The 23,197-nt window shown below is 58.2% G+C and carries 22 protein-coding genes and 2 pseudogenes; 9 read left to right on the top strand and 15 right to left on the bottom strand.

Annotated elements, in window-relative coordinates; all coding sequences use genetic code 11:
* Positions 1 to 41: 41 nt before the first annotated feature.
* Both ACOYXJ_RS16510 and ACOYXJ_RS16505 read right to left on the bottom strand, forming a co-directional pair.
* Positions 42 to 1,397 (bottom strand): GntP family permease, encoded by a 1,356-nt coding sequence (locus ACOYXJ_RS16510; RefSeq protein WP_038362591.1) that lies wholly within the window; start codon positions 1,395 to 1,397, stop codon positions 42 to 44.
* Between the two features lie 82 nt (positions 1,398 to 1,479).
* Entirely contained in the window at positions 1,480 to 2,013 is a 534-nt protein-coding gene (locus ACOYXJ_RS16505) for a gluconokinase (RefSeq protein ID WP_158959174.1), read from the bottom strand.
* Positions 2,014 to 2,229: 216 nt separating this feature from the next.
* Here ACOYXJ_RS16505 and gntR point away from each other — a divergent pair, with 216 nt between their 5' ends.
* A complete protein-coding gene (gene gntR, locus ACOYXJ_RS16500) occupies positions 2,230 to 3,261 on the top strand; it encodes an HTH-type transcriptional regulator GntR (RefSeq protein ID WP_102900893.1) in 1,032 nt (343 codons plus the stop codon).
* A gap of 140 nt (positions 3,262 to 3,401) precedes the next feature.
* Here the strand turns inward: gntR and ACOYXJ_RS16495 are convergent, their stop codons facing one another.
* Entirely contained in the window at positions 3,402 to 4,274 is an 873-nt protein-coding gene (locus ACOYXJ_RS16495) for a LysR family transcriptional regulator (RefSeq protein ID WP_150731247.1), read from the bottom strand.
* Positions 4,275 to 4,396: 122 nt separating this feature from the next.
* On the opposite strand from ACOYXJ_RS16495, the gene ACOYXJ_RS16490 reads away from it, so the two are divergent.
* From ACOYXJ_RS16490 to ACOYXJ_RS16480, 3 genes are all read left to right on the top strand, one after another.
* Positions 4,397 to 4,837, top strand: coding sequence for a PACE efflux transporter (locus ACOYXJ_RS16490; protein ID WP_460370481.1), 441 nt, complete (start codon positions 4,397 to 4,399; stop codon positions 4,835 to 4,837).
* 125 nt (positions 4,838 to 4,962) lie between these two features.
* Positions 4,963 to 6,387 carry an MFS transporter gene (locus tag ACOYXJ_RS16485; protein WP_460370479.1) on the top strand — a complete coding sequence of 475 codons (1,425 nt, stop codon included), beginning with the start codon at positions 4,963 to 4,965 and terminating at the stop codon, positions 6,385 to 6,387.
* A gap of 155 nt (positions 6,388 to 6,542) precedes the next feature.
* Positions 6,543 to 7,088 (top strand): hypothetical protein, encoded by a 546-nt coding sequence (locus tag ACOYXJ_RS16480; protein WP_150795183.1) that lies wholly within the window; start codon positions 6,543 to 6,545, stop codon positions 7,086 to 7,088.
* 136 nt (positions 7,089 to 7,224) lie between these two features.
* Here ACOYXJ_RS16480 and ACOYXJ_RS16475 read toward each other — a convergent pair.
* The 6 genes and pseudogenes from ACOYXJ_RS16475 to ACOYXJ_RS16450 all read right to left on the bottom strand — a co-directional run.
* A pseudogene (locus ACOYXJ_RS16475) lies at positions 7,225 to 7,650 on the bottom strand (methyl-accepting chemotaxis protein); the annotation flags it as partial.
* A 165-nt stretch (positions 7,651 to 7,815) separates the two neighbouring features.
* Positions 7,816 to 8,439 (bottom strand): annotated as a pseudogene (locus tag ACOYXJ_RS16470) (PAS domain-containing protein); the annotation flags it as partial.
* 671 nt (positions 8,440 to 9,110) lie between these two features.
* On the bottom strand, positions 9,111 to 10,124 hold the full coding sequence (locus ACOYXJ_RS16465) for an ABC transporter substrate-binding protein (protein WP_460370477.1): 1,014 nt from the start codon (positions 10,122 to 10,124) through the stop codon (positions 9,111 to 9,113).
* Positions 10,121 to 10,648, bottom strand: a complete 528-nt coding sequence (locus ACOYXJ_RS16460; RefSeq protein ID WP_460370474.1) for a sigma-70 family RNA polymerase sigma factor — start codon at positions 10,646 to 10,648, stop codon at positions 10,121 to 10,123. Before ACOYXJ_RS16460 ends, ACOYXJ_RS16465 begins: the two co-directional genes overlap by 4 nt.
* 194 nt (positions 10,649 to 10,842) lie before the next feature.
* Positions 10,843 to 11,634 carry a phosphate/phosphite/phosphonate ABC transporter substrate-binding protein gene (locus tag ACOYXJ_RS16455; protein ID WP_150795762.1) on the bottom strand — a complete coding sequence of 264 codons (792 nt, stop codon included), beginning with the start codon at positions 11,632 to 11,634 and terminating at the stop codon, positions 10,843 to 10,845.
* A gap of 140 nt (positions 11,635 to 11,774) precedes the next feature.
* Positions 11,775 to 12,716 (bottom strand): fatty acid desaturase, encoded by a 942-nt coding sequence (locus ACOYXJ_RS16450; RefSeq protein ID WP_460372966.1) that lies wholly within the window; start codon positions 12,714 to 12,716, stop codon positions 11,775 to 11,777.
* A 325-nt stretch (positions 12,717 to 13,041) separates the two neighbouring features.
* On the opposite strand from ACOYXJ_RS16450, the gene ACOYXJ_RS16445 reads away from it, so the two are divergent.
* Entirely contained in the window at positions 13,042 to 13,458 is a 417-nt protein-coding gene (locus ACOYXJ_RS16445) for a GNAT family N-acetyltransferase (protein WP_150795760.1), read from the top strand.
* A 122-nt stretch (positions 13,459 to 13,580) separates the two neighbouring features.
* On the opposite strand, the gene def is transcribed toward ACOYXJ_RS16445, so the two are convergent.
* From def to ACOYXJ_RS16430, 3 genes are all read right to left on the bottom strand, one after another.
* Positions 13,581 to 14,120 carry a peptide deformylase gene (gene def, locus ACOYXJ_RS16440; RefSeq protein ID WP_095121269.1) on the bottom strand — a complete coding sequence of 180 codons (540 nt, stop codon included), beginning with the start codon at positions 14,118 to 14,120 and terminating at the stop codon, positions 13,581 to 13,583.
* 2 nt (positions 14,121 to 14,122) lie between these two features.
* Positions 14,123 to 15,073, bottom strand: coding sequence for a YihY/virulence factor BrkB family protein (locus tag ACOYXJ_RS16435; RefSeq protein WP_223027455.1), 951 nt, complete (start codon positions 15,071 to 15,073; stop codon positions 14,123 to 14,125).
* A gap of 164 nt (positions 15,074 to 15,237) precedes the next feature.
* On the bottom strand, positions 15,238 to 15,429 hold the full coding sequence (locus ACOYXJ_RS16430; RefSeq protein ID WP_008082339.1) for a CsbD family protein: 192 nt from the start codon (positions 15,427 to 15,429) through the stop codon (positions 15,238 to 15,240).
* Between the two features lie 197 nt (positions 15,430 to 15,626).
* On the opposite strand from ACOYXJ_RS16430, the gene ACOYXJ_RS16425 reads away from it, so the two are divergent.
* Positions 15,627 to 16,004 carry a hypothetical protein gene (locus ACOYXJ_RS16425; RefSeq protein WP_007917843.1) on the top strand — a complete coding sequence of 126 codons (378 nt, stop codon included), beginning with the start codon at positions 15,627 to 15,629 and terminating at the stop codon, positions 16,002 to 16,004.
* Between the two features lie 612 nt (positions 16,005 to 16,616).
* Here ACOYXJ_RS16425 and fadD1 read toward each other — a convergent pair.
* The gene (gene fadD1 / locus ACOYXJ_RS16420) at positions 16,617 to 18,314 is read right to left on the bottom strand and encodes a long-chain-fatty-acid--CoA ligase FadD1 (protein ID WP_095121271.1); all 1,698 of its coding nucleotides are present in this window, start codon (positions 18,312 to 18,314) and stop codon (positions 16,617 to 16,619) included.
* 347 nt (positions 18,315 to 18,661) lie between these two features.
* Positions 18,662 to 20,350, bottom strand: coding sequence for a long-chain-fatty-acid--CoA ligase FadD2 (fadD2, locus tag ACOYXJ_RS16415; RefSeq protein WP_460370470.1), 1,689 nt, complete (start codon positions 20,348 to 20,350; stop codon positions 18,662 to 18,664).
* A 200-nt stretch (positions 20,351 to 20,550) separates the two neighbouring features.
* On the opposite strand from fadD2, the gene ACOYXJ_RS16410 reads away from it, so the two are divergent.
* Both ACOYXJ_RS16410 and ACOYXJ_RS16405 read left to right on the top strand, forming a co-directional pair.
* Entirely contained in the window at positions 20,551 to 21,495 is a 945-nt protein-coding gene (locus ACOYXJ_RS16410; RefSeq protein ID WP_460370468.1) for a lysophospholipase, read from the top strand.
* Positions 21,496 to 21,537: 42 nt separating this feature from the next.
* The gene (locus tag ACOYXJ_RS16405) at positions 21,538 to 22,008 is read left to right on the top strand and encodes a MaoC family dehydratase (protein ID WP_003227420.1); all 471 of its coding nucleotides are present in this window, start codon (positions 21,538 to 21,540) and stop codon (positions 22,006 to 22,008) included.
* Between the two features lie 266 nt (positions 22,009 to 22,274).
* Here the strand turns inward: ACOYXJ_RS16405 and ACOYXJ_RS16400 are convergent, their stop codons facing one another.
* Positions 22,275 to 22,742: a ferritin-like domain-containing protein gene (locus tag ACOYXJ_RS16400; protein WP_016983691.1), complete on the bottom strand. Its 468-nt coding sequence runs from the start codon at positions 22,740 to 22,742 to the stop codon at positions 22,275 to 22,277.
* A gap of 205 nt (positions 22,743 to 22,947) precedes the next feature.
* On the opposite strand from ACOYXJ_RS16400, the gene ACOYXJ_RS16395 reads away from it, so the two are divergent.
* Positions 22,948 to 23,184: a DUF3820 family protein gene (locus ACOYXJ_RS16395; RefSeq protein WP_003227425.1), complete on the top strand. Its 237-nt coding sequence runs from the start codon at positions 22,948 to 22,950 to the stop codon at positions 23,182 to 23,184.
* Positions 23,185 to 23,197 lie beyond the last annotated feature (13 nt).

Raw genomic sequence — 23,197 nt, 5'->3', positions numbered from 1 at the left:
AAACCGCATCGCTGCGGTTTTTTTGTGTCTGCAAGAAGCGCTTAAACGAACAGCGACAGCAGCAGGATAAAGCCCAACGCGACGATGGACAGGATGGTTTCCATCGCCGTCCAGGTCTTGAACGTCTCGGCCACGGTCATGTTGAAGTACTGCTTCACCAGCCAGAAACCGGCGTCGTTGACGTGCGACAGGATCAGCGAACCGGCACCCGTGGCGAGCACCAGCAACTCACGGTTAACGCCCGGAATCATCCCCACCACCGGCACGACAATGCCCGCGCCGGTAATGGTCGCCACAGTTGCCGAACCGGTCGCGATACGAATCACCGCCGCCACCAGCCACGCCAGCAGGATCGGCGAGATCTGCGCGCTGACCGCCATGTGGCCGATCACGTCGCCCACGCCGCTGGTGACCAGCATCTGCTTGAAGCCACCGCCGGCACCGATGATCAGGATGATCGCCGCGGTTGGCGCCAGGCTTGCGTCGAGCCACTTGAGCATTTGCTGGGAACCAATGCCCTGCTTGTGCCCGAAGGTGTACAGCGACAGCAGCAGCGCCAGCAGCAGCGCCGAGATCGGGTGACCGATCATGTCCATCCAGGTGCGGAAGAAATGACCGTCCGGCAGCGCCACGTCAGCGAAGGTTTTCAGTAGCATCAGGAACACCGGCAGCAGCACGGTGATCAGGGTGATGCTGAAGCTCGGCAGCGTAGTCGAGTCGTCATTTTCGCGGGCCAGTTGATCGACCAGTTCCTGATTCGGGTGACCCGGAATGTGCTTGGCGATGAAGGTACCGAAGATCGGACCGGCAATGATCGCGGTTGGCAGCGCCACGATCAGACCATAAAGAATGGTCTTGCCAATGTCAGCGCCGAACACGCCAATGGCCAGTAGCGGACCCGGGTGCGGTGGCACCAGACCGTGGACGGCGGACAGGCCGGCGAGCAGCGGAATACCGATCTTGATGATCGACACGCCGGTGCGGCGCGCGACGATGAACACCAGCGGAATCAGCAGGACAAAACCGATTTCGAAGAACAGCGGAATGCCCACCAGGAACGCGGCGAACATCATTGCCCACTGGACTTTATCCTTACCGAACGCACGGATCAGGGTCTGGGCGATCTGATCCGCCCCGCCCGACTCGGCCATCATTTTGCCGAGCATGGTGCCCAGCGCGAGGATGATGCCGACGAAACCGAGCACACCACCGAAGCCGTCCTGGAACGCCTTGATGATGGTGCCGATCGGCATGCCCGACGTCAGGCCGAGGAACGCGGCGGCGATGGTCAGGGAAATGAACGGGTGAATCTTGAATTTGGTGATCAGGATAATCAGGCCGATTACCGTGACCACTGCATCGAGCAGCAGGAACGTCTCATGGGACATGCCAAACATTGGGGGTGTCTCCTGGATTGTTGTTGTTATTGAAGCGGGTTAAACAGAAGTCGGGAGGACAGCGCTATCTCTTTCAACACACTCATACCGCCTGTTTCAGACCGTTGGCCTGCCACCAGACGTGAGCCTGGGACGCCAGTTCTTCAACGCTGTGGATCGAGGCATTCAGGGCCAGGGTCAACGGCTCGCCCTTCGGCGATTCGAGGGTGGCGAACTGGCTTTCGATCAGCGTGGCCGGCATGAAGTGGCCCGGACGATGGGACACACGCTCAGCGGCAACTTCAGGGGTCAATTCAAGAAACACGAAGCCCAGGCCCGGCAAGGCACTGCGCAACACTTCGCGATAACTGTGTTTAAGGGCCGAGCAGGTCAGCACCGGGCGTTTGCCCAGCGCATCGACGCGACGCAGTTCATCGCACAGGCTGTCGAGCCAGCCGGCACGGTCGTCGTCGTTCAGGGGGATCCCCGCGCTCATCTTTTCGATGTTCGCGGCCGGATGGAAAGTATCGCCTTCAATGGCAGTGGCGCCGCTCAATTGGCACAGGGCCTCGCTGACGCACGTCTTGCCGCAACCGGCAACGCCCATGATGACCAGGGCGGTGATGGGATGACTCATATAACACCTCAGCGCGCAGACAGCGCTACCTTTGCTAGCTATGACTCTAGTGCACAGGCAGAAGTTGCCGACGCCTTCTTGTCGTTTTTTTGGGTTGCAGCAGGTTTGTTCCCAACGCCAAAAAGCGAAGATCAGGCAGGACCTCGCTTACGCATTTACAGCTGCATCAGGACAGCGCTACCTTAGTGCCTTGATTTTTGTTTGGCAAGCCGCCCGATGACCTCCCCTAAAAACGATAAAAACACTCGCACCACCGGCCGTCCCACCCTGAATGAAGTTGCCCGCCTGGCCGGTGTCAGCCCGATTACCGCCTCCCGCGCCTTGCGCGGTGTCAGCACCGTCGCCACGGAACTGGTGGAAAAAGTGCAGAAAGCTGCCCTCGAACTCAACTACGTAGTGAACCCCGCTGCCCGAGCGTTGGCCTCGGCGCAGAGCCATTCGGTGGTGGTTCTGGTGCCTTCGTTATCCAACTTGCTGTTCATCGATACGCTGGAAGCCATTCATCGGGTGCTCACACCCAAAGGCTTCGAAGTGCTGATCGGTAACTTCCATTACTCGCGCGATGAAGAAGAAAACCTGCTGCGCAACTACATGGCCTATCAGCCACGTGGTTTCTTGCTGACCGGTTTTGACCGCACCGAAAGTTCGCGACGGATGATCGAGGCGAGCAACATCCCCTGCGTGTACATGATGGAACTGGACAGTGCCGCCGGGGTGAATTGCGTCGGGTTCTCGCAGCTCAGTGCTGGCGAGACGGCGGCTGAGCATTTGCTCTCCCGTGGGCGTAAGCGTCTGGCATACATTGGCGCGCAACTCGATCAGCGCACGTTGCTGCGTGGCGAGGGTTTTCGCAAAGCGCTGCAGAAGGCCGGGCGTTATGACCCGGATCTGGAAGTGCTGACGCCTCGCTCTTCATCGGTGGGCTTGGGCGGGGAACTGTTTTTGCAGTTGCTGGCGGCGCATCCGGATGTTGATGCGATCTTCTTCGGTAACGATGACCTGGCGCAAGGTGCGTTGCTGGAGGCGCTGCGCCACGGCATCAGGATTCCCGAGCAGGTGGCGATTCTCGGTTTCAACGACTTGCCGATGTCCGAGCACATGGTGCCGCGCCTGAGCAGCATCAACACCCCGCGTGAAGCGATCGGTCGGCGCGCGGCGGAGCAGATGCTGACGTTGATGGCGGGTAACAGCGTGGCGCGGCCGGTTGAAGACATGGGCTTTGAACTGAAGATCCGCGAAAGTACCTGATCCTTCACAAATGCAGGGCTGAAACACAATCCCTGTAGGAGTGAGCCTGCTCGCGATAGCGGTGTGTCAGGCGATGCATGTGTTGAATGACACTCCGCTATCGCGAGCAGGCTCACTCCTACAGGGGATCTGCGCAATGTTCAGTGGCTGAGCAGGTCAACCAGGGCCAGTGCGCCCTTTTGCAATGGCTGGCTCTTGAGCCACACCGCATGCACCGGCATCACCAGACCGTTTTCTATGTTGCGGAAATTCAGCCGTTTCAATCGCCCGGACTCGATCCGCGACTGCACCACCGACAGCGGGAAGTTGCCCCAACCCAACCCCGCCTCAACCATTTCCATCGCCGTCTCAAGACTGTCGGTGCGCCAATACGACTCCGCCACCAACGGCCGCGTTTCACTGATCGGCAAGTCGCGACTGGCGACGATGATCTGCCGCACATGCACCAGGTCTTCGAGAAACACATCCTGTCCCTGCAACAGCGGACTGTCCGCCGCCAGCGTAGCGATCATCCGTTCGCTGCCGACAAACTGAAAACGCTCCAGCACATTCATGCTCAACCCGGCGAACGCCAGGCACACGCTGACCCGGCCGCTGTGCAGCATCGCCAGCACATCATCCTGCGGCGCGGTCAGCACTTCGATATCGAGCAGCGGATGACGCTCGGCGATCAGCTTGATCGCCGCCAGCAAACGGCGCCGGTCGATGTCCGCGACCACGCCGATCGACAACTTGCTCTCCAACCCCAACGACAATTCCACGGCATGCACTTGCAACTGCTTGAGCTGCTCGGCAATCAGCCGCGCATGCGGCACCAACGACAACGCCATCGCCGTCGGTTGCGGTTCGCGATGGCTGCGATCGAACAGCAGATAACCCAGTTCGGCCTCAAGGTTGCCAATGCTCATGCTGACGGCCGAAGGAACCCGACCTAACGCACGCGCCGCGGCCGAAAACGAGCCGCGTTCGATCACGGCAAGAAACAGCTCAATGCTGTCGCTGTTGAAATTCACTTCGCACACCTATCACCAGAACTGAAAGTAGCTGACTTTTTCTGTCAGCCCTATTGAAGCTATCTTTCGCCGCCTTCGCCAGTCCCACTGGCCAACAAACGGCAAGAAAGAGGCAAATTCCCATGCAAGGCGTCAAACGCAAACTGGTCTATGTGTCGCTCTACGAAGTGATCGGCATGACCTTCTCCGCCCTCGGCCTGGCGCTGTTGTCCGGCACCTCACCGGGCAGCACCGGGCCGCTGGCGGTGATCATTACCACCATCGCCGTAACATGGAATTTCATTTACACCTCGCTGTTCGAGCACTGGGAAAGCCGCCAGCAATCGCGCACCCGCACGGTGAAACGACGCATTGCGCACGCCGTCGGCTTTCAACTGACGCTGATCGTGTTCCTGATTCCGTTGATCGCGTGGTGGATGAACATCAGTCTGGTGCAGGCGTTTCTACTCGATCTGGCGTTGATCATTTTCATCCCGTGCTACACGTTTGCCTTCAACTGGCTGTTTGACCGGATCTTCGGCTTGCCTGCCTCGGCGCTAGCGGATTCGTCGGCCGCGGCATAAATCGTTAATTCGTAAGCAGATATTGCAAGAAATCAGCGGTTTATCTGTGTAAACCGCCGATATTCACAATCCACGAACTCCGATAGCAGGCTAAGCTTTTCCATCAATAAAAAATGGATCAGCCCATGACTGCACACGCCCCCGCCGCCGCCCAAAGCGACGGCATCGACCCGATCCGCGCCGCTCAGGTGTCCGCCCGCATCGATCGCCTTCCGGCGGTCGCGACAATCTGGCGGCTGGTGGCGCTGCTGTCGATCGGTGGATTTTTCGAACTCTACGATCTGTTCCAGACCGCCTACATCAGCCCCGGGCTGATTCGCGACGGCATCTTCGCCACCGGCAATCAGGGCGTGTTCGGCTTCTCCGATCAAGCGGCGTTTGCTTCGGCGACGTTCCTCGGCCTGTTCCTTGGCGCCAGCCTGCTCAGCCCGTTGGCCGATCGCTTTGGCCGCCGCGCGATCTTCACCTTCGCCCTGGTCTGGTACACGCTGGCGACGGTGTTGATGGGCATTCAGAGTTCGGCGCTGGGCATCATCTGCATGCGCTTTCTGGTCGGCATCGGTCTGGGTATCGAACTGGTGACCATCGACGCCTACCTCTCGGAACTGGTGCCCAAACGCATGCGCAGCTCGGCCTTTGCCTTCGCGTTTTTCATACAGTTCCTCTCGGTGCCGGCCGTGGCGCTGATGTCGTGGTGGCTGGTGCCGCAAGCGCCATTCGGCGTATCCGGCTGGCGCTGGGTGGTGTTGGCGAGCGCAGTGTTTGCACTGTTTATCTGGTGGCTGCGCAAGCGTCTGCCGGAATCGCCACGCTGGCTCGCGCAGCATGGCCGCTTTGATGAGGCCAACCAAATTCTCGACACTATCGAGGCCCGTTGCGAGAAAGATCACGGTAAACCGCTGGACGCCCCCGAAGCCGTACCGGTCGACGTCGAAGGCAAGGGTCGTTTCGCCGATATCTGGCAACCGCCGTATCGCCGTCGCGCCTTGATGCTGATCGTTTTCCACATTTTCCAGGCCATCGGTTTTTTCGGTTTCGGCAACTGGCTGCCGGCGCTGCTGTCCGGCCAGGGCGTCAGCGTCACCCACAGTTTGATGTATGCGTTCATCATCACCCTCGCCTACCCGCTCGGGCCGTTGCTGTTCGTGAAATTCGCCAACCGTTTCGAGAACAAGTGGCAGATCGTCGGTTCGGCCCTCGGCGCGATGACCTTCGGCACCTTGTTCGCCTTGCAGACCAGCGCGTTCGGGCTGATCTTCTGCGGGGTGATGATCACCTTCTGCAACGCCTGGTTGAGCTTCAGTTATCACTCGTACCAGAGCGAACTGTTCCCGACCAACATTCGCGCCCGCGCGGTGGGTTTCTGCTATTCGTTCAGTCGTTTGTCGACGGTGTTCAGCAGTCTGTTGATCGGTCTGTTTCTCGACAACTTCGGCACACCCGGAGTGTTGGCGTTCATCGTCAGCAGTATGCTGATCGTGATGCTGACCATCGGCTGGTTCGGCCCGCGCACACGCAATCTGGCACTGGAGAACATTGCCCATCGCTGAAGGTGGCAACGGTCATCCTCTGCCGCTTATCGGCAAGGGATGACCGCCGCGAACGCCTGACCGACGATCAACCTTTTGAAATAAAAGGATTTATTCAGAAGGCACGGTAATTGCTCCGCTACGCCAGTCAGCAATTACCTACAGGTCCACACATCATGTTGATCAGTGCCAAACAACAGCAAATCATTCATCTGCCAAAAGCGCTGAATGACGATGCGACGTCCACCGCTGCGGCCGGTCTGCAAGGTGGCCTGCACGGCGCCATGCTGCAAACCCTGCAAAACCAGACCCAGGCGCAAACCGCCGAAGCCACCGCCAAGGTGCAGGACTCGGCCACGCAGATCGCCACCCAGCAAGTCAGCGAAGCCACGCGCATCAGCGACAACGTCGACGAAGCGTTCGCCAAGACCCGCGTCAACCTGCAAGCCACCGATGCCACCACGGCCTCGGCAACATCCGCCACCGATGAATTCAAGGACTACATGAGCAAGACGCCGGAACAGCGTCTGCGCGACAGTATCCTGCAGTCGATGGGGCTGACCGAAGATGACATCAAAGCCATGCCGCCGGAGAAACAACTGGCCGTCGGCAAAGAGATCGCCGAGCGCTTGCAGGACAAGATGAAGCTGGCGCAGGCGGAGAAAGACAACGACGTGAAGGACAGTGACAAGCAGGCGGACAAGTTTCTCGCTGCGCTGTGATCTTCAAGTCACCCGAAATCAAATGTGGGAGCGAGCCTGCTCGCGAAGGCGGTGAACCCGTCAACACTGATGTTGAATGTTCCGCCGCCTTCGCGAGCAGGCTCGCTCCCACAGTTTTTTGTGTGTTCAGGAAAGATCAGTTCAGTTGCAGGGTTTCATTGAACTGGCTGATCGCATCCACCACATGCCGCGAGCCCTGCTGAATCTCCAGAATCACCTCCCCCGCTTCATTCGCCAGCTCCACGCCAAGCCCGGTACGACTCAGGCTCGACTGCATGCTCGACACCGCACTCAGCGACAGGTCATGGTTCTTGCGTACCACATCGACAATCTCCAGGGTTGCCTGACTGGTTCGCGCCGCGAGGCTGCGCACCTCATCCGCGACCACCGCAAAACCGCGCCCGTGTTCCCCGGCCCGCGCCGCTTCGATGGCAGCATTGAGCGCCAGCAAGTTGGTCTGATCGGCAATGCCGCGAATGGTCTGAACGATGGTGCCGATGATGTCTGACTGTTTGCTCACCGCATCGATACTCGCCGCTGCTTCGTTGAGGTCGCGGGAAATGTCCTGAATGATCTGCACGGTTTGCTGCACGACCTGTGAGCCTTTTTGCGCGCAGGCGTCGTTTTGTACCGAAGTGCTATGGGCCGATTCCGCAGCGTTCTGCAACGTGGTCATTTGATGGGTGATGTCGCTGGCGAACTTGACCACTTTGTACAAGCGGCCCTTGGCATCGAACAGGGGGTTGTACGACGCTTCGAGGTAAACCATCTGCCCGGATTTGTTCTTGCGTTCGAAACGATGCGAGTGATATTCGCCGCGATTGAGCGAGGCCCAGAATGCCTTGTATTGCGAGGACTCGGCTTCGGCGCGATGGCAGAACAGGCTGTGATGATGGCCGACGATTTCGTTGAGCGAGTACTGCATGGTCTTCAGGAAGTTGTCGTTGGCGGTAATGACATTGCCTTCCGGGGTGAACTCGATCACCGCCATGGAGCGACTGATTGCCGCCAGCATGCTTTCTTCTTCGTGTTCTTTATTCACCCGAGCGGTGATGTCGGCAGCCACTTTGATCACGCTCTGGACTTGCTTGTCCGGGCCATATACCGGCATGTAACTGGCTTCGAGCCAGACTTCCCTGCCGGCCTTGTTCAAGCGCAGGAAAGTCCCGCTGATCGGCTCACCGCGCGCCAGGTCACGCCACAATTTGGCGTACTCCTCGCTGCGATAGAAAGCCTCTTCACAAAACACCCGATGATGTTTGCCACGCACTTCATCGGCGCTGTAGCCCATGGTCTTGCAGAAGTTTTCATTGGCATCCAGAACGATGCCCTCAGGGGTGAACTCGATCATTGCCATCGAACGGCTGATCGCTTCCAGCTTGGCGTTGGCCTCGGTCAAGGCGCAGCTGAATCGCTCGATCTGCTGCAGGTCAGCCTTGTGATGTAGGTTGAACATGGTTGTATCACCTTCCGCGCGGACTTTTGATTTGATGAAAGTTCAGTTCTTTCACGATCCACCACTACGTTCCACAGAACAGGCACACGCATTCCTCCACGGGAGGAAGTTGTCAGGTGATAAATGATGATCAATCGGAGCGTCCATGCAGCGACGCTCTAATCAAGACATCCTTCTCTTGATAGCCCGCACGCGGGCCAGCCCTAACGCGTTGAAGAACTTCCATGTAAGCGACGCTCCTTGTTGGTTCAGTGTCGGTGCCTCGGGTTGCGCACTCTGGCAGCATGAATTCACGGACCAACCCTGTGCATCCGCCATGTTTTGACATGACGGTCGACATAGTTAGTTACGGGAAGCATAGCCAGTGCAAAGACCTGCGCAAGGCCACTAGTCGGCCAGTATCTGGCACTTTTTGCACAAGAAACGGTTCAGCGCGGGGAGAATTGTTGGCGGGGCGGACGTTTTCGCGAGCAAGCTCGCTCCCACAGGAGAAACGCATTCCAATGTGGGAGCGAGCCTGCTCGCGAAGGCGCCATAGGAAGCACTACAAAAAAAACAGAAACGACTTACAGACTTCCAGTCACTTTGGTCGCCACCTCAGCAGGCACCCAAGGCTTCCAGACCTGCGGCTGATCACGCAAGAACGCCTGCGCCACCAACCTCGGCTGCAAACGTTTTTCACTCATCCCCGCCAAAGTCTGGTTCAACAGATCAATCGGCAAATCGACCTTTTCAAAGAACGTCACCAGCTCCGGATACTGCGCCTTGAACGGTGCCGACACGCCAATCGCCAGGCTCGCCGGCATCGAACGGGTGCCTTTGGGATTCGGATTATTGGCATCGGCCAAGGTCTTCCAGGCCTCGGCATCGAACGGCGGTTCTTCCAGTTTCACCAGTTTGAATCGCCCCAGCAGCGGCGTCGGCGACCAGTAGTAGAACAGCACTGGTTTACCGCGTTTGATCGACGACGCCACCTCGGCATCCAGTGCCGCGCCGGAACCGGTGCGGAAATTCACGAAGCTGTCGTTCAGCGCATAGGCCTTGAGCTTCTGACTGTTGACGATCTCCGAGGTCCAACCGGTCGGGCTGTTGAGGAAGCGTCCGCGAGACGGATCTTCCGGGTCGCGGAACACGTCTTTGTAGCGCGGCAGATCGGCCACCGACTTCAACTCCGGCGCCAACGCTTTGATGCCGCGCTCGGGGTCACCCTTGATCACATACTCCGGCACCCACCAGCCTTCGGTGGCCCCTTTGACCGTGTCGCCCAAACCGAACACCTTGCCCTCGGCAGCCGCTTTGACCCACGCCGGACTGCGCCCGGCCCATTCCTCGCCGATCACCTGGATATCATTTTTCGCCAGTGCAGCCTCCAGGCTGACCGTGCTGCCGGGCAAGGTGTCGGTCGGGTAACCGTAGCCTTTCTCAACGATCAGGCGCAGCACTTCGGTGATGAAACTGCCGCTTTCCCAAGTGATGTCACCGAAGTGGATCGGCGCGGTTTTTTCCGCCGCCGAAACAGTGCCGACACTCAGGCTCAACGCCAGCAGCGAAGTGCCGAGCAGGGTTTTGATCGATCTCATGCGGACCTCTTGTCTTGCAGGAATTGGTTGGCGCTGTGGCGATCGCACAGCGCTTGGGAACGGTTCATGTACTCGCTGACCGAGCGCTGGGAGATGCCCAGTTCGGCAGCGATTTGCGAGTAAGTCAGGCCATCGATGCGGGCGAGCAGAAACGTCGTGCGGACCTTGTCGGGCAAGCGTTGCAAGCTGTGATCGAGGCGGTTGAGGGTTTGCGATAGCGTGGCCAGGTCTTCAGGCGAGACGGCGTAATCGACAGCAAGCTGCTGGCGATGACGACGCTCCAGATCACCACGCCGCCAGCGTTGATAGAGCAAGCGTTGAGCGATGGTCGTCAGCAAGGCGCGGGGTTCGCGGATGGCCCTCAGCGCCGGGGCTTCAAGCAATTGCGCGAAGGTTTCGGCGGCGATGTCTTCGCTGCCGGCCGCGTCGTGCAGATGACCGCGCAGGTAAGCACAGAGCCAGCGATAGTGAGCGCGAAACAGATCGTCCACGGTGTTGCGATGGGAAAGCTCGGCGCCGGACATAGGGGCTCCTGGTTAGGGGTCGCTGAATGTCCGGTGTTCCGGTGGCGCGATCGTAGCAAGGCGCCTTATTCTTTAATAATATTTAAATTTCATTTTTATATTCCATTAGAGAATATAAAACTAAAGATCGCAGCCTTCGGCAGCTCCTACAGGTGTACGCATTCGATGTAGGAGCTGCCGAAGGCTGCGATCTTTTAGCGTAAGTGGCTATAGCCCCATTCTTCAGCCTCACGCTGATAGTCGAGCAGGATCTGATAATCGCTTTCGCTGGCACCAAGCACCTCAGGCAACCCCAAGGTCTGCGCGACCTCGGGCAGTTCGCGCAAAGTCAGATTCATCATCCGCCGCAACGTCTCTACCTGCTCATCCGTGGCGCTGGCGACAGTAATGAACGGCAGGGTCGGGCTCAGGGCACTGCGCGCAATCACCCGCAAGGCACGGACTTCTTCCGGCGCATGTTGCAACAGATAGGCGTAGGTGACGCTGTCGATGGCGGCCAGATCGGCGCGGTTTTCGCGCAACCAGCGCAGGCTCTCGCGATGGCCGCCGCTGATGCCGACCGAGGCAAAGAATTGTCCGTCCTGCTGCAACGGCGCCAAGCGCTGACGCAGCAGGTTCATGCCGCTGTTGGAGTCCTCACTGTTGATCACCCCGCGACTGGCGCGGAACTCCGCCAAGGTTTTGCGTGGGTCGTCAGCGCGGCCGAGGATCAGGCTGCAATGTTTGCCGGCGCTGGCGTCGGGGAGTTCGTAGCGCGGGCGGCCGACGATGCGCACTTGTCCGCGCAATGCAGTCATCAGCGGGTAGCCGCAGGTTTGTGTGAGCAGTAGATCGGGGGATAACCAGAGTTCGGGTAGAGAAAGCTTTTGCGCATCAAGCCTCGACCGCCCCAAGCGTTCGAGAATGCGCGCAATCCAGCGCTCATTCGCCGCGCGGATGGGCTCGGGGGCGACGTACATCAGAAGTTCGGTGTGGTGTTGGGTCATACACATTTTTCCCGAGTTACAAATATCCAATGTGGGAGCGAGCCTGCTCGCGATAGCGGTGCATCAGTGACATCTTCGGCGCCTGACACACCGCTATCGCGAGCAGGCTCACTCCTACAGGGTTTTGTGGTGGTCTTGGGTCAGTGGAAGGGATGCTCGGGGCTGTCGATCGGCTTGAAGCCATGGCGCCGCCAGAACTCGCCATACCCTTGCACCAGAAACCCGCCACTGCGCGCGATCCATTGCTCGCGATGCATCCGGTAAACCGTCGGCAAGTCGTACCACGCCAGCTTCGGCAAGTCGTGATGCACCAGATGAAAATTCAGATTCAGGAACAACCAGCGCCACGGCCAACCGGCTTCGTTCAACACGGTGCGCTGCTCCGGTTGCGCGTGTGGGCGATGTTCATAGTAGGAGCGGATCATTGCGATCGACAGCGCCGGCACGCTGATCAGCAACAGGTAATGCCACACCGGCAGCACACTGAATCGGGCGACAAACCACAGCACCAGCAACGTGAACACGCCATGGGTCAGCCACATTAACCAGGCCTGGCGCTCGCCGTTTTTCAGCCGCAGCAACTCTTCTTTGGCCAGCGCCATCAGCGCCAGCGGTGCACCGATCACAAAGCGCCCGAGCACGGTTTTGTTCAACCAGTGCAGGCTGCGTTCGAACAGCGAACTGCCTTGCCAGCCAGCGCGGGTCAGGTAACGGCTTTCCGGATCGACGCCGGGCACGGTCAGATGCTCATCGCGGTGATGCAACAAATGGCTGTCGCGATACAGCGTGTACGGATACCACACGGCGAATGGCGCGTAGCCGAGGATTTTGTTGAGCAAGGTCCAGCGGGTCGGATGCCCGTGCAGCAACTCGTGCTGCACCGACAACCACAGCACCAGCAGCGGAATCAGCAGCAACGTGCTCAAGCCACGACCGAGCCACTGACTATTGAGAACAATGGCGAACCAGCCGCCATAGACGCCGATCAGCAACAGCCAGGTTGGCCATTCAGTGCGGGCGGTAAAGCGTTGGCGCAGGGTTTCGATCTGTTGACGATGGGCGGCGTCGAAGTAATGGGGCATGGCGTTGCTCGGAACGGGATTCATCCCCTTCTGTGCAACGACGCGGTGCAATCTTGCAGATTATTTTCGGGTGCAGGTTGGAGCCCGAGAACCGGGCTCCGGAAAGGCGTGATCAATGGCCGAAGATGTCGACTTTCTTGGCTTTTTTCTCTGCGCGTTTTTCAATCGCGGTCTTGGCCGGTTTCTTCTTCGCAGCTTTCTTTGAATCCATACCTTTGGACATGATGCGTACTCCACTCACAGGGGATGTGAGGTCAGGTATACACCTATCCAGAGCCGTGCGTTCTTTTATAATCGGCGCTTTTCACGCCGACAGTCCGATCCCATGCCCGACACCCAATACAGCCTGCTCGACGAGTCGTTATGGCCGTTGATGAACAAGTTTTACCGCAGCCACCAATCGTCGATGAAAGCTGTTCGCGAGGCACAGTTATGGGTGGCGCGGCGCGGAGAGATTGTGGGCGCGTTGTGCTTGCGGCCAGTGTCCGGCGGGCAATGGTTGACCGGGCTGTTTGTGGATCCGGGGTGTCGTGAACAGGGCGTTGCCGCGCAGCTGATCGCGGCGGCGGTGCAGGATGTGAGCGAGCCGGTGTGGCTGTTCTGCCATCCTGATTTGCGTGAGTTTTATGAGCGACGCGGGTTTACGTTCGACCCGGCGCTGCCGCAAGCGATGGCAGAGCGATTGAGCCGGTATGCGCGGAGCAAGCCGATGATTGCGATGGAGCTGGCCCCTTCAATCTGACGCAAAACCTTGTAGGAGTGAGCCTGCTCGCGATAGCGGTATGTCAGTCACCGAAAATGTCACTGACAGACCGCTATCGCGAGCAGGCTCACTCCTACAGGGGGTAGTGGTGTTCTCGGGGATCAGTCGTCGGCGGTGGGATCGAGATCCGGGAACATCACTTCAGTGAAACCGAACTTGCTGAAGTCGGTGATCCGCGACGGGTACAACCGGCCGATCAGGTGATCGCATTCGTGCTGCACAACACGTGCGTGGAAGCCCGACGCAGTGCGCACAATCGGCTCACCCTTCGGATCAAACCCCTCATAGCGAATCTGCTGATAACGCTCCACCGCGCCACGCAAACCCGGCACCGACAGACACCCTTCAAAGCCCTCTTCCGTCAACGGACTCAACGGCGTGATCAGCGGATTGATCAGGATTGTCTGCGGCACGGCTTCAGCGTCCGGGTAACGTTCGCTGTGTTCGAAACCAAAGATCACCAGTTGCAGATCGACACCGATCTGCGGCGCAGCCAGGCCAACGCCACCGACGCTTTCCATGGTCTGGAACATATCGTCGATCAGTTGCCACAGCTCGGGGCTGTCGAACATTTCCGCCGGCACTGGCGGGGCGATGCGCAGCAGGCGCTCGTCGCCCATTTTCAGAATTTCACGGATCATGATCAGACTTCGTCAGTGTCCGGCTTGAGCGAATGATCGCGGCCCAGGCCCGAGACGTGTTGTTTGGGATGTTCATCAAGTTCGCCGGGGACTTTTTCACCCGAATCCTTGCCCTCGCTGGACATGTGTTCGATCACCGCATTCATCTCCGCGCCGAGCAACAGCACCGCAGCGGAAATGTAGAAGTACAGCAGCAGCACGATGATCGCCCCGATGCTGCCATACATTGCGTTGTAGTTGGCGAAGGTTTTTACGTAGAAGGCGAACCCCAACGAAGCGATGATCCACACCACCACCGCCAGGACCGAACCGGGCGTGATGAAGCGGAATTCCTGTTTGACGTCGGGCATCACGTAGTAAATCAGTGCCACGGCGACCATCATCAGAATCACGATCACCGGCCAGCGCGCAATCGTCCACACGGTGACGATGAAGTCTTCCAGCCCCACCTGCGCGGCAATCCAGCCCATCACCTGCGGCCCGAGCACCATCAGCGCGGCGGCCACCAGCAGCATGCCGGCAATGCCGACGGTGTAGAAAATCGACAGCGGGAAACGCTTCCAGACCGGTCGCCCTTCAACCACGTCGTATGCGGCGTTCATCGCGCTCATCATCAAGCGCACACCGGCGGATGCGGTATACAGGGCAATGACAATACCGACGGAAAGCAGGCCACCCTTGGACTGCTGCAACTGGTCGATCACCGGATTGACCTGCTCCAGCGCCTGCGGAGGCAGGACCAGTTCCGATTGCAGACGCAGCCAGGAGAAGAAGTCCGGCAGGTGCAGGAAACCGATCAGGGCGATCAGAAACAGAATGAACGGGAACAGCGAGAACAGCATCTGGTAGGCCAGTGCCGAGGCGTAGGTCGACATCTCGTCGTCGACAAATTCAGTGACCGTGCGCACCATCACCCGGTGCAAGGGCAGACCTTTCATGTCTGGAAAAATCATTCGCGTCTCCTTTCGCCGCAATACAGGTTGAAGTCGTGGCGACTCAGGGGCCGTTTTTTACATCACGGTAGCCTGTTTGGCGAACCTCGTCGGGTCGTCGCAGGCTTTTGACACAAAAACGGCCATCCTTGGATGGCCGTTCGTGTCTTTCGTTCAAGGCTGGATTACGCCTTGTCGACGCCTTTTTTGACCGCGTCCTTGGCTTTGCCGACCGCTTGCTGGGCTTCGCCTTTTTTCTCTTGAATCTTGCCTTCGGCTTGCAGCTTGGTGTTGTCGGTGGCTTTACCGACGCCTTGCTTGACGTTGCCGACCGCTTCGTTGGCCATGCCTTTTACTTTATCGCCTGTGCTACTCATGGTGTTTCTCCTTGGTGCAATTAGGGGGAAAAGTCAGTACGTAATGATTGACTGGCCGGGTTTGCGCCAAGTTTCATTTATTTTCAGGGGTTCATTTCGTCGCGGCGTGCAGGTTGGGCTTTATGTTTGTGTGCGTAGCCCCGAGAATGCGCAACATATGGGCGCCAAGCGCCAGGAACTGATCCCGCAGGAATGTTATGAAACTCGATAAAACGCAGGCCATCGCCCGACGCAACAAGGAACTGGGCGGTGCCGTGCTCGGCACCAACAACTGCCACTTCGCCGAACTGAACCGCAACCGCAACATCTGGTGGTTCGACCTGCCGGTCTCGCGTCTGGCCATCGGTCAGTACGAGTGGATTCACTTGCTGATGCACACGCCGGCCACTGACGAACTGCTGCATCTGAAAGTGCCGACGGTGTTCCTGCGTGAAAAGCTTGAAGGGCTGGTGATCCGCAACGAAGGCAAGCGTAAAGCGGCGTTGAGCCTGGAGTTGAGTGCAGACAAGGATTCGTATCTGCAGGACATGCGTCCGGCGGGGACTAACGTGAATTTTGCGCCGTTCCGTCAATAGCCCTCACCCTAACCCTCTCCCAGAGGGAGAGGGGACTGACCGAGGTGTTTGGACGAGCTACACCGACTTGAAATATCGAGTCGAACTCGGATTCTGAAAAGCCCCCGATCGGCTCCCTTGCCTCTGGTGACTGACCGAGGTGTTTGGACGAGCTACACCGACTTGAAATATCGAGTCGAACTCGGATTCTGAAAAGCCCCCGATCGGCTCCCTTGCCTCTGGTGACTGACCGAGGTGTTTGGGCGAGATACGCCGACTTGAAATATCGAGTCGAACTCGGATTCTGAAAAGCCCCCGATCGGCTCCCTTGCCTCTGGTGACTGACCGAGGTGTTTGGGCGAGATACGCCGACTTGAAATATCGAGTCGAACTCGGATTCTTAAAAGCCCCCGATCGGCTCCCTTGCCTCTGGTGACTGACCGAGGCGTTTGGGCGAGATACGCCGACTTGAAATATCGAGTCGAACTCGGATTCTGAAAAGCCCCCGATCGGCTCCCTTTCCCCCTCGCCCCCTTGGGGGAGAGGGCTGGGGTGAGGGGGTAGATTTACCAGACACTACAAAATCTACAGCCTGCCCCAACAAAAAGCCCCGCATCTGCGGGGCTTCGTGTTTTAAGCGGCGGACTTGGCCTTGATTTTCTTCAGCTCTTCATCACGCAACTCGCGGCGCAGAATCTTGCCGACGTTGGTGGTCGGCAGCGCATCGCGGAATTCCACCGAGCGCGGCACCTTGTAACCAGTGACGTTGGCACGCATGTGATCCATCACCTGCTCTTTGGTCAGGGTCACGCCTGGTTTGGCGACGATAAAGATCTTGATCGCCTCGCCCGACTTCTCGTCCGGCACGCCGATGGCTGCGCACTGCAACACACCCGGCAGGGTCGCCAGCACGTCTTCCAGTTCGTTCGGGTAGACGTTGAAACCGGAGACCAGAATCATGTCTTTCTTGCGATCGACAATGCGCATGTAGCCGTCCGGCTGGATCAGCGCGATGTCACCGGTCTTCAGCCAGCCTTCGCTGTCGAGCATTTCATCGGTGGCTTCCTGACGCTGCCAGTAGCCCTTCATCACTTGCGGACCTTTGACGCACAGTTCGCCGATTTCACCCAGCGGCTGCTCGACACCGTTATCGTCGATGACTTTGCACAAGGTCGATGGCACCGGAATACCGATGGTGCCGATCTGGATGTGCTGGATCGGGTTGACCGTGGCCACCGGGCTGGTTTCGGTCATGCCGTAACCTTCGCAGATGGCGCAACCGGTGACCGCTTTCCAACGCTCGGCAGCGGCCAGTTGCAAGGCCATGCCGCCGGACAAGGTGACTTTCAGTGCGGAGAAATCCAGCTTGCGGAAACCTTCGTTGTTGCACAGCGCCACGAACAGCGTGTTGAGGCCGACGAAACCACTGAACTTCCACTTCGACAATTCCTTGACCATCGCCGGCAGGTCGCGCGGGTTGCTGATCAGGATATTGTGGTTGCCGATCAGCATCATCGCCATGCAATGAAAGGTGAACGCATAGATGTGGTACAGCGGCAGCGGCGTGATCAGGATCTCGCAACCTTCATTGAGGTTGGAACCCATCAGCGCTTTGCACTGCAACATGTTGGCGACGAGGTTGCGATGGGTCAGCATCGCGCCTTTAGCCACGCCGGTGGTGCCGCCGGTGTATTGCAGCACGGCAACGTCGCCGCTGTGCGGATTGGCTTCGGCAACCGGTTGGCCCTGGCCCTTGCTCAGCACGTCGTTGAACTTGACGGCTTTGGGCAAGTGATAGGCCGGGACCATTTTCTTCACATACTTGATGACGCTGTTGATCAGCAGGCGCTTGATCGGCGGCAGCAGGTCGGCAACTTCAGTGACGATGACGTGTTTGACGCCGGTTTTCGGCACCACGGCTTCGGCCAGGTGCGCCATGTTTGCCAGGCAAACGAGGGCTTTGGCACCGGAGTCATTGAATTGGTGTTCCATTTCCCGCGCGGTGTACAGCGGGTTGGTGTTGACCACGATCAGCCCGGCGCGAATCGCACCGAAGACGGCCACCGGGTACTGCAGAACGTTGGGCAGTTGCACGGCGATTCGATCGCCGGGCTGCAAATCGGTATGCTGTTGCAGATACGCAGCAAACGCACCGGACAATTCGTACAATTCACCGTAGGTGATTGTCTTGCCCAGGTTGCTGAAAGCCGGTTTGTTGGCGAAGCGTTGGCAGGATTGCTTCAACACTGCCTGAATGTTCGGATACTCGTCCGGATTGATGTCGGCAGCAATTCCAGCCGGGTATTTATCCTTCCAAAAGTCTTCGATCATGGAAGCCCACTCCTCAGCAACGCGAATTCTTCACCGCATTTGATGCGATTATTATTGGTGTGTGTTTGGTATTGGTGAATCTGGCTTTTACATAGGCCGAGAAGTCACAAAGCGCGCCGAGAGTAGCAGCTTTGCCAAGGGTCGACTAGAGCCAAAAGCGGCCCCTACAGTCACTATGATGACTCAAGACTATCTAGCAGTCATTTTAGAGCAAAAATCCTAGAACACCTTTGAAGCCCCGGTTTTCGGGGACTTAAAGCAAAAGATCGCAGCCTTCGGCAGCTCCTACCTTGGAATGCTTTTCCTATAGGAGCTGCCGCAGGCTGCGATCTTTTCGCTTCTGGTCTTTAAGCGATATCGCGCAACTCCCGCCGCAGAATTTTCCCGACAGGCGTCATCGGCAATGACTCACGCAACACGATGTGTTTCGGCACTTTGTACGCAGTGAAATTCTCTTTGCAGTAGGCCTTGAGCTCTTCGAGGCTGACCCCGGTTTCCCGCGCCACCACAAACAGCTTCACCGCCTCCCCCGAACGCTCGTCCGGCACACCGATCACCGCACAGTTAGCGACTTTCGGATGGGCCATCACCACGTCTTCGATTTCATTCGGATAAACGTTGAAACCGGAGACGATGATCATGTCCTTCTTGCGATCAACGATGCGCACAAAACCGTCCGGATCAATCACCGCAATATCGCCGGACTTGAACCAGCCCTCGGCATCCAGCACCTCGGCGGTGGCTTCCGGTTTATGCCAGTAGCCCTTCATGATCTGCGGGCCTTTGATGCACAGCTCGCCGCGCTCGCCCATAGCCAGCTCGACGCCATCGTCATTGATGACTTTCAGCAACGTGCCCGGCACCGGCAAACCGACCGTGCCCAGCCGCGATTGATCGCCGTACGGGTTGGTGCAGGCCACGGGTGAGGTTTCGGTCAGGCCGTAGCCTTCGGTGATGCGGCAGCCGGTTATCTGCTCCCAGCGCTCCGCAGTAGCTTTGACCAGTGCGGTGCCACCGGAGTTGGTGAGTTTCAGGCTGGAGAAATCGAGGGTCTTGAAATCCGCGTGATCCATCAACGCCACGAACAACGTGTTCAAGCCCAGCAGCGCCGAGAAGCGCCAGTTTTTCAGCTCCTTGATGAACCCGGCGATGTCGCGCGGGTTGGTGATCAGCACGTTGTGGTTGCCGGAAACCATCATGCACATGCAGTTCGCGGTGAAGGCATAGATGTGATAGAGCGGCAGCGGCGCGATCATCACTTCCTGGCCTTCGCGCAACAGCGGCTGGCCGTCCGGGCCGAGCTGGGCGAGACAGGCGCGCACTTGCTGCATGTTCGCCACCAGATTGCCGTGGGTGAGCATTGCGCCCTTCGCCAGCCCGGTAGTGCCGCCGGTGTATTGCAGCACGGCGATGTCGTCGAGGCTGACCTTCAGCGGCTTGATGCCCAGGCCGCGGCCCATGCGCAGTGCGCTCTTGAAGGAGATCGCCTGCGGCAGCGAATACGCCGGGACCATTTTCTTCACTTTGCTGACCACGGTGTTGACCAGCCAGCCCTTGGCTGCGGGCATCAGGTCGCCCATTTTGGCTTCGATCAGGTATTGAATGTCGGTGTCGGGCAGCACTTCCTGGACTTTCTGGCCGAACATATTCAGGTATACCAGTGCCCGTGCCCCGGAATCCTTGAACTGATGACGCATCTCCCGCGCGGTGTACAGCGGGTTGGTGTTGACCACGATCAACCCGGCACGCAAGGCACCGAACACGGCAATCGGGTAATGCAGGACGTTGGGCATCTGCACGGCGATGCGATCCCCCGGGACCAGATCGGTATGCGCCTGCAAGTAACCGGCGAAGGCTGCGCTCTGACGCTCAAGCTCAGCATAGGTCAGGGTGATGCCCATGTTGCTGAACGCCGGGCGATCGGCGAACTTCTTGCAGGAACGCTCGAACACCTCGATCACCGACTTGAACTCACCCATGTCGATGTCTAGCGGTACGCCGGCCGGGCGTTTGTCGTTCCAGAAATCAGGTTGCATTGTTCTTGTCCTCTTTACCTGAGCCGTTCCGGGGCCGCTTTCTGTCATTTCTGAAAAAGCGGAGCTTCACGGACACTAGCAGCTATGGCCATTGAGGCAAATATGGACAAAGCCGTCATTGATCGTGTGAATCTTCCTGCCGTGGCGTGGGCTGATCAGACGCGCTATACAATGATCCGACTCTGAGCAAAGGAAGCGCCATGATCCACGACACCCTATGGCTGGACGCGAGTGACCGCAGCCGCCTCTTCGTCAATCAATGGCTGCCCGCAGCGCCATTGAAAGCGGTGATCCTGCTGGCCCATGGCATGGCCGAACACAGCGGCCGCTATGCGCGACTGGCTGAAACGTTTTGCGACAAAGGCTATGGCGTGTACGCCCCGGATTTACGCGGACATGGCAAAACCGCCAATCACGGTACCCTCGGACACTTCGCCGATGACGACGGCTGGTGCAAAGTGCTCGGTGATCTGGCCAGCCTCAATCAGCACATTGGTCAACAACACCCCGGGGTGCCGATCATTCTGCTGGGCCACAGCATGGGCAGCTACCTCGCCCAAGGTTATCTGTTGCACCACAGCGCCAGCCTGCATGGGGCGATTCTCAGTGGTTCAAACTTTCAGCCCGTCGCGCTGTACGGCGCGGCGCGGCAGATCGCCCGTGTGGAGAAAATGCGCCAGGGAGGCAAGGGCCGCAGCGCGTTGATCGAATGGTTGTCGTTCGGCTCGTTCAACAACAAATTCAAACCGGTGCGCACACGCTTTGACTGGCTGAGTCGTGATCCCGCCGAAGTCGACCAGTATGCCAACGACCCGTTATGCGGCTTTCGCTGTACCAATCAACTGTGGATCGACCTGCTCGGCGGCTTGCAGCAGATCAGCAAAGCGTCCAATCTCGCGCAGATCGACCCGGGCCTGCCGCTGCTGGTAATCGGCGGCGAATGTGATCCGGTGAGTGAAGGCAAGCGTCTGACAGATCTGGCCAATGCATTGCGCTCGGCCGGCAGCCAGCACCTGCAACTGAAGATCTACCCGCAGGCACGGCACGAATTGTTCAACGAGACCAACCGCGACGAAGTGATCGCGGATGTGCTGGCCTGGATCGATCAGGCCCTGAGCCATCCGCGCCCTCAGCGCAGCGAATAATTTTTTCTGGATTCACTGAATCCGTCACAGGAATCGAGACCGATGACCCAGGTTACCAACATCCCTTACGAAGCCCTTGAAGTCGGCCAGACCGCCAGCTACAGCAAGACCGTCGAAGAGCGCGACATTCAACTGTTTGCCGCGATGTCGGGCGACCACAACCCGGTGCACCTGGACGCCGAGTTTGCCGCCGCGAGCATGTTCAAGGAGCGTATCGCTCACGGTATGTTCAGTGGCGCGCTGATCAGTGCCGCCGTTGCCTGCGAGCTGCCTGGGCCGGGCACTATTTATATCGGCCAGCAGATGAGCTTTCAGAAGCCGGTGAAGATTGGCGACACGTTGACCGTGCGTCTGGAAATCCTCGAGAAGCTGCCGAAGTTTCGTGTACGCATTGCCACCCGTGTGTTCAACCAGCGTGATGAGTTGGTGGTGGATGGCGAGGCTGAGATTCTGGCGCCGCGCAAGCAGCAGACGGTGACGTTGCCGACGCTGCCGGCGATTAGCATTGGCTGATTGATTTTTGGTGTGTCAGTGAGAGCTTTTCCCCCTCACCCCAACCCTCTCCCCCAGGGGGGCGAGGGGGAAAGGGAGCCGATCTTGATGCTTTTCAGAACCTGAGTTCACCTTAGATCGTTCAAGTCGGTGTACCTCCCACATTCACCCCAATCAGTCCCCTCTCCCTCCGGGAGAGGGCTAGGGTGAGGGGCTCTTGCTCTTGCTTTTCCCAGCCCCATAAAAAAACGCCAGACTAGCTGGCGTTTTTTGTACCCGGCAAACGCTTACGAACGAGCGCGAGCCTGGTTACGCAGGGCTTTCACCTGGTCGTGGTTACGTTGCACACCGTGGTATTGGCGTTCAACCAGGTCACGAATACCTACCAGATTGTGCTTGCTGATTTTCTCGAGAGCTTCTTTGTAAGCCTTCAGCGCATGGTCTTCACCACGCTCGGCTTCGTTCAGCACAGCTTCTTCGTCCTTGCCGGTGAACATGGCTTTGACGTCGACCCAGCGACGGTGCAGATCACCGCTGACGCTGGTGGAGGTTTCCGGATCGCCGCCCAGCTTGCGAACTTCGGCTTGCAGTTCTGCAGCAGCGGTAGCGCAATCAGCGGAGCGAGTCACGAAAAGGGTTTTCAGTTCTGGGTGCTTGATGTCTTCGGCGCAAGTCTTGAACCCTTCCTGACCGTCCTTGCTGGTTTCAATCAGGTCATTGAGTACAGAGATGGCTTCTTTATTCATGTCGGTCATTTTTCAATTCCTTGCGATTGGTTGAAGATGCAAGGGATATTGCAGTGTGCGTGCCAGCTTTTTTATTTATGAAATTTCTTTATTTATCAACAATTTAAAGATAAGTGAACTATCTGTATCACGGTTATTTGCATGATCTGTCATTTGGCCTGCATGCAGAATGCCTGTATTTTCCAAGCTGATTTGAAGCCAGACGAAATCCCTGATGAATCCCGAAAAACTCGAACTGCTGATCACCCGCGAAATGCCCTTCGGCAAGTACAAGGGCCGGATCATTGCCGACCTGCCGGGGCCGTACCTGAACTGGTTTGCCCGTGAAGGTTTCCCTCACGGCGAACTCGGTGGGCTGCTCGCACTGATGCAGGAGATCGACCATAACGGCCTCTCGGACCTGCTCGAACCGCTGCGCGCCAAACACGGCAAACCTGCCCCGCGCCATTGAAGCGCCCTCCTCT

The organism is Pseudomonas sp. Tul2A7, assembly GCF_054790505.1.
The sequence above is the reverse complement of the archived record's forward strand: the minus strand, read 5'-3'. Positions and strand labels throughout refer to the sequence as shown.

Excerpts from the sequence above, each read along its gene's own strand:
- ACOYXJ_RS16510 (WP_038362591.1), bottom strand. The coding sequence starts at position 1,397 with ATGTTTGGCATGTCCCATGAGACGTTCCTGCTGCTCGATGCAGTGGTC.
- ACOYXJ_RS16505 (WP_158959174.1), bottom strand. The coding sequence starts at position 2,013 with ATGAGTCATCCCATCACCGCCCTGGTCATCATGGGCGTTGCCGGTTGC.
- gntR (WP_102900893.1), top strand. The coding sequence starts at position 2,230 with ATGACCTCCCCTAAAAACGATAAAAACACTCGCACCACCGGCCGTCCC.
- ACOYXJ_RS16490 (WP_460370481.1), top strand. The coding sequence starts at position 4,397 with ATGCAAGGCGTCAAACGCAAACTGGTCTATGTGTCGCTCTACGAAGTG.
- ACOYXJ_RS16485 (WP_460370479.1), top strand. The coding sequence starts at position 4,963 with ATGACTGCACACGCCCCCGCCGCCGCCCAAAGCGACGGCATCGACCCG.
- ACOYXJ_RS16480 (WP_150795183.1), top strand. The coding sequence starts at position 6,543 with ATGTTGATCAGTGCCAAACAACAGCAAATCATTCATCTGCCAAAAGCG.
- ACOYXJ_RS16465 (WP_460370477.1), bottom strand. The coding sequence starts at position 10,124 with ATGAGATCGATCAAAACCCTGCTCGGCACTTCGCTGCTGGCGTTGAGC.
- ACOYXJ_RS16460 (WP_460370474.1), bottom strand. The coding sequence starts at position 10,648 with ATGTCCGGCGCCGAGCTTTCCCATCGCAACACCGTGGACGATCTGTTT.
- ACOYXJ_RS16455 (WP_150795762.1), bottom strand. The coding sequence starts at position 11,634 with ATGACCCAACACCACACCGAACTTCTGATGTACGTCGCCCCCGAGCCC.
- ACOYXJ_RS16450 (WP_460372966.1), bottom strand. The coding sequence starts at position 12,716 with ATGCCCCATTACTTCGACGCCGCCCATCGTCAACAGATCGAAACCCTG.
- ACOYXJ_RS16445 (WP_150795760.1), top strand. The coding sequence starts at position 13,042 with ATGCCCGACACCCAATACAGCCTGCTCGACGAGTCGTTATGGCCGTTG.
- def (WP_095121269.1), bottom strand. The coding sequence starts at position 14,120 with ATGATCCGTGAAATTCTGAAAATGGGCGACGAGCGCCTGCTGCGCATC.
- ACOYXJ_RS16435 (WP_223027455.1), bottom strand. The coding sequence starts at position 15,073 with ATGATTTTTCCAGACATGAAAGGTCTGCCCTTGCACCGGGTGATGGTG.
- ACOYXJ_RS16430 (WP_008082339.1), bottom strand. The coding sequence starts at position 15,429 with ATGAGTAGCACAGGCGATAAAGTAAAAGGCATGGCCAACGAAGCGGTC.
- ACOYXJ_RS16425 (WP_007917843.1), top strand. The coding sequence starts at position 15,627 with ATGAAACTCGATAAAACGCAGGCCATCGCCCGACGCAACAAGGAACTG.
- fadD1 (WP_095121271.1), bottom strand. The coding sequence starts at position 18,314 with ATGATCGAAGACTTTTGGAAGGATAAATACCCGGCTGGAATTGCTGCC.
- fadD2 (WP_460370470.1), bottom strand. The coding sequence starts at position 20,350 with ATGCAACCTGATTTCTGGAACGACAAACGCCCGGCCGGCGTACCGCTA.
- ACOYXJ_RS16410 (WP_460370468.1), top strand. The coding sequence starts at position 20,551 with ATGATCCACGACACCCTATGGCTGGACGCGAGTGACCGCAGCCGCCTC.
- ACOYXJ_RS16405 (WP_003227420.1), top strand. The coding sequence starts at position 21,538 with ATGACCCAGGTTACCAACATCCCTTACGAAGCCCTTGAAGTCGGCCAG.
- ACOYXJ_RS16400 (WP_016983691.1), bottom strand. The coding sequence starts at position 22,742 with ATGACCGACATGAATAAAGAAGCCATCTCTGTACTCAATGACCTGATT.
- ACOYXJ_RS16395 (WP_003227425.1), top strand. The coding sequence starts at position 22,948 with ATGAATCCCGAAAAACTCGAACTGCTGATCACCCGCGAAATGCCCTTC.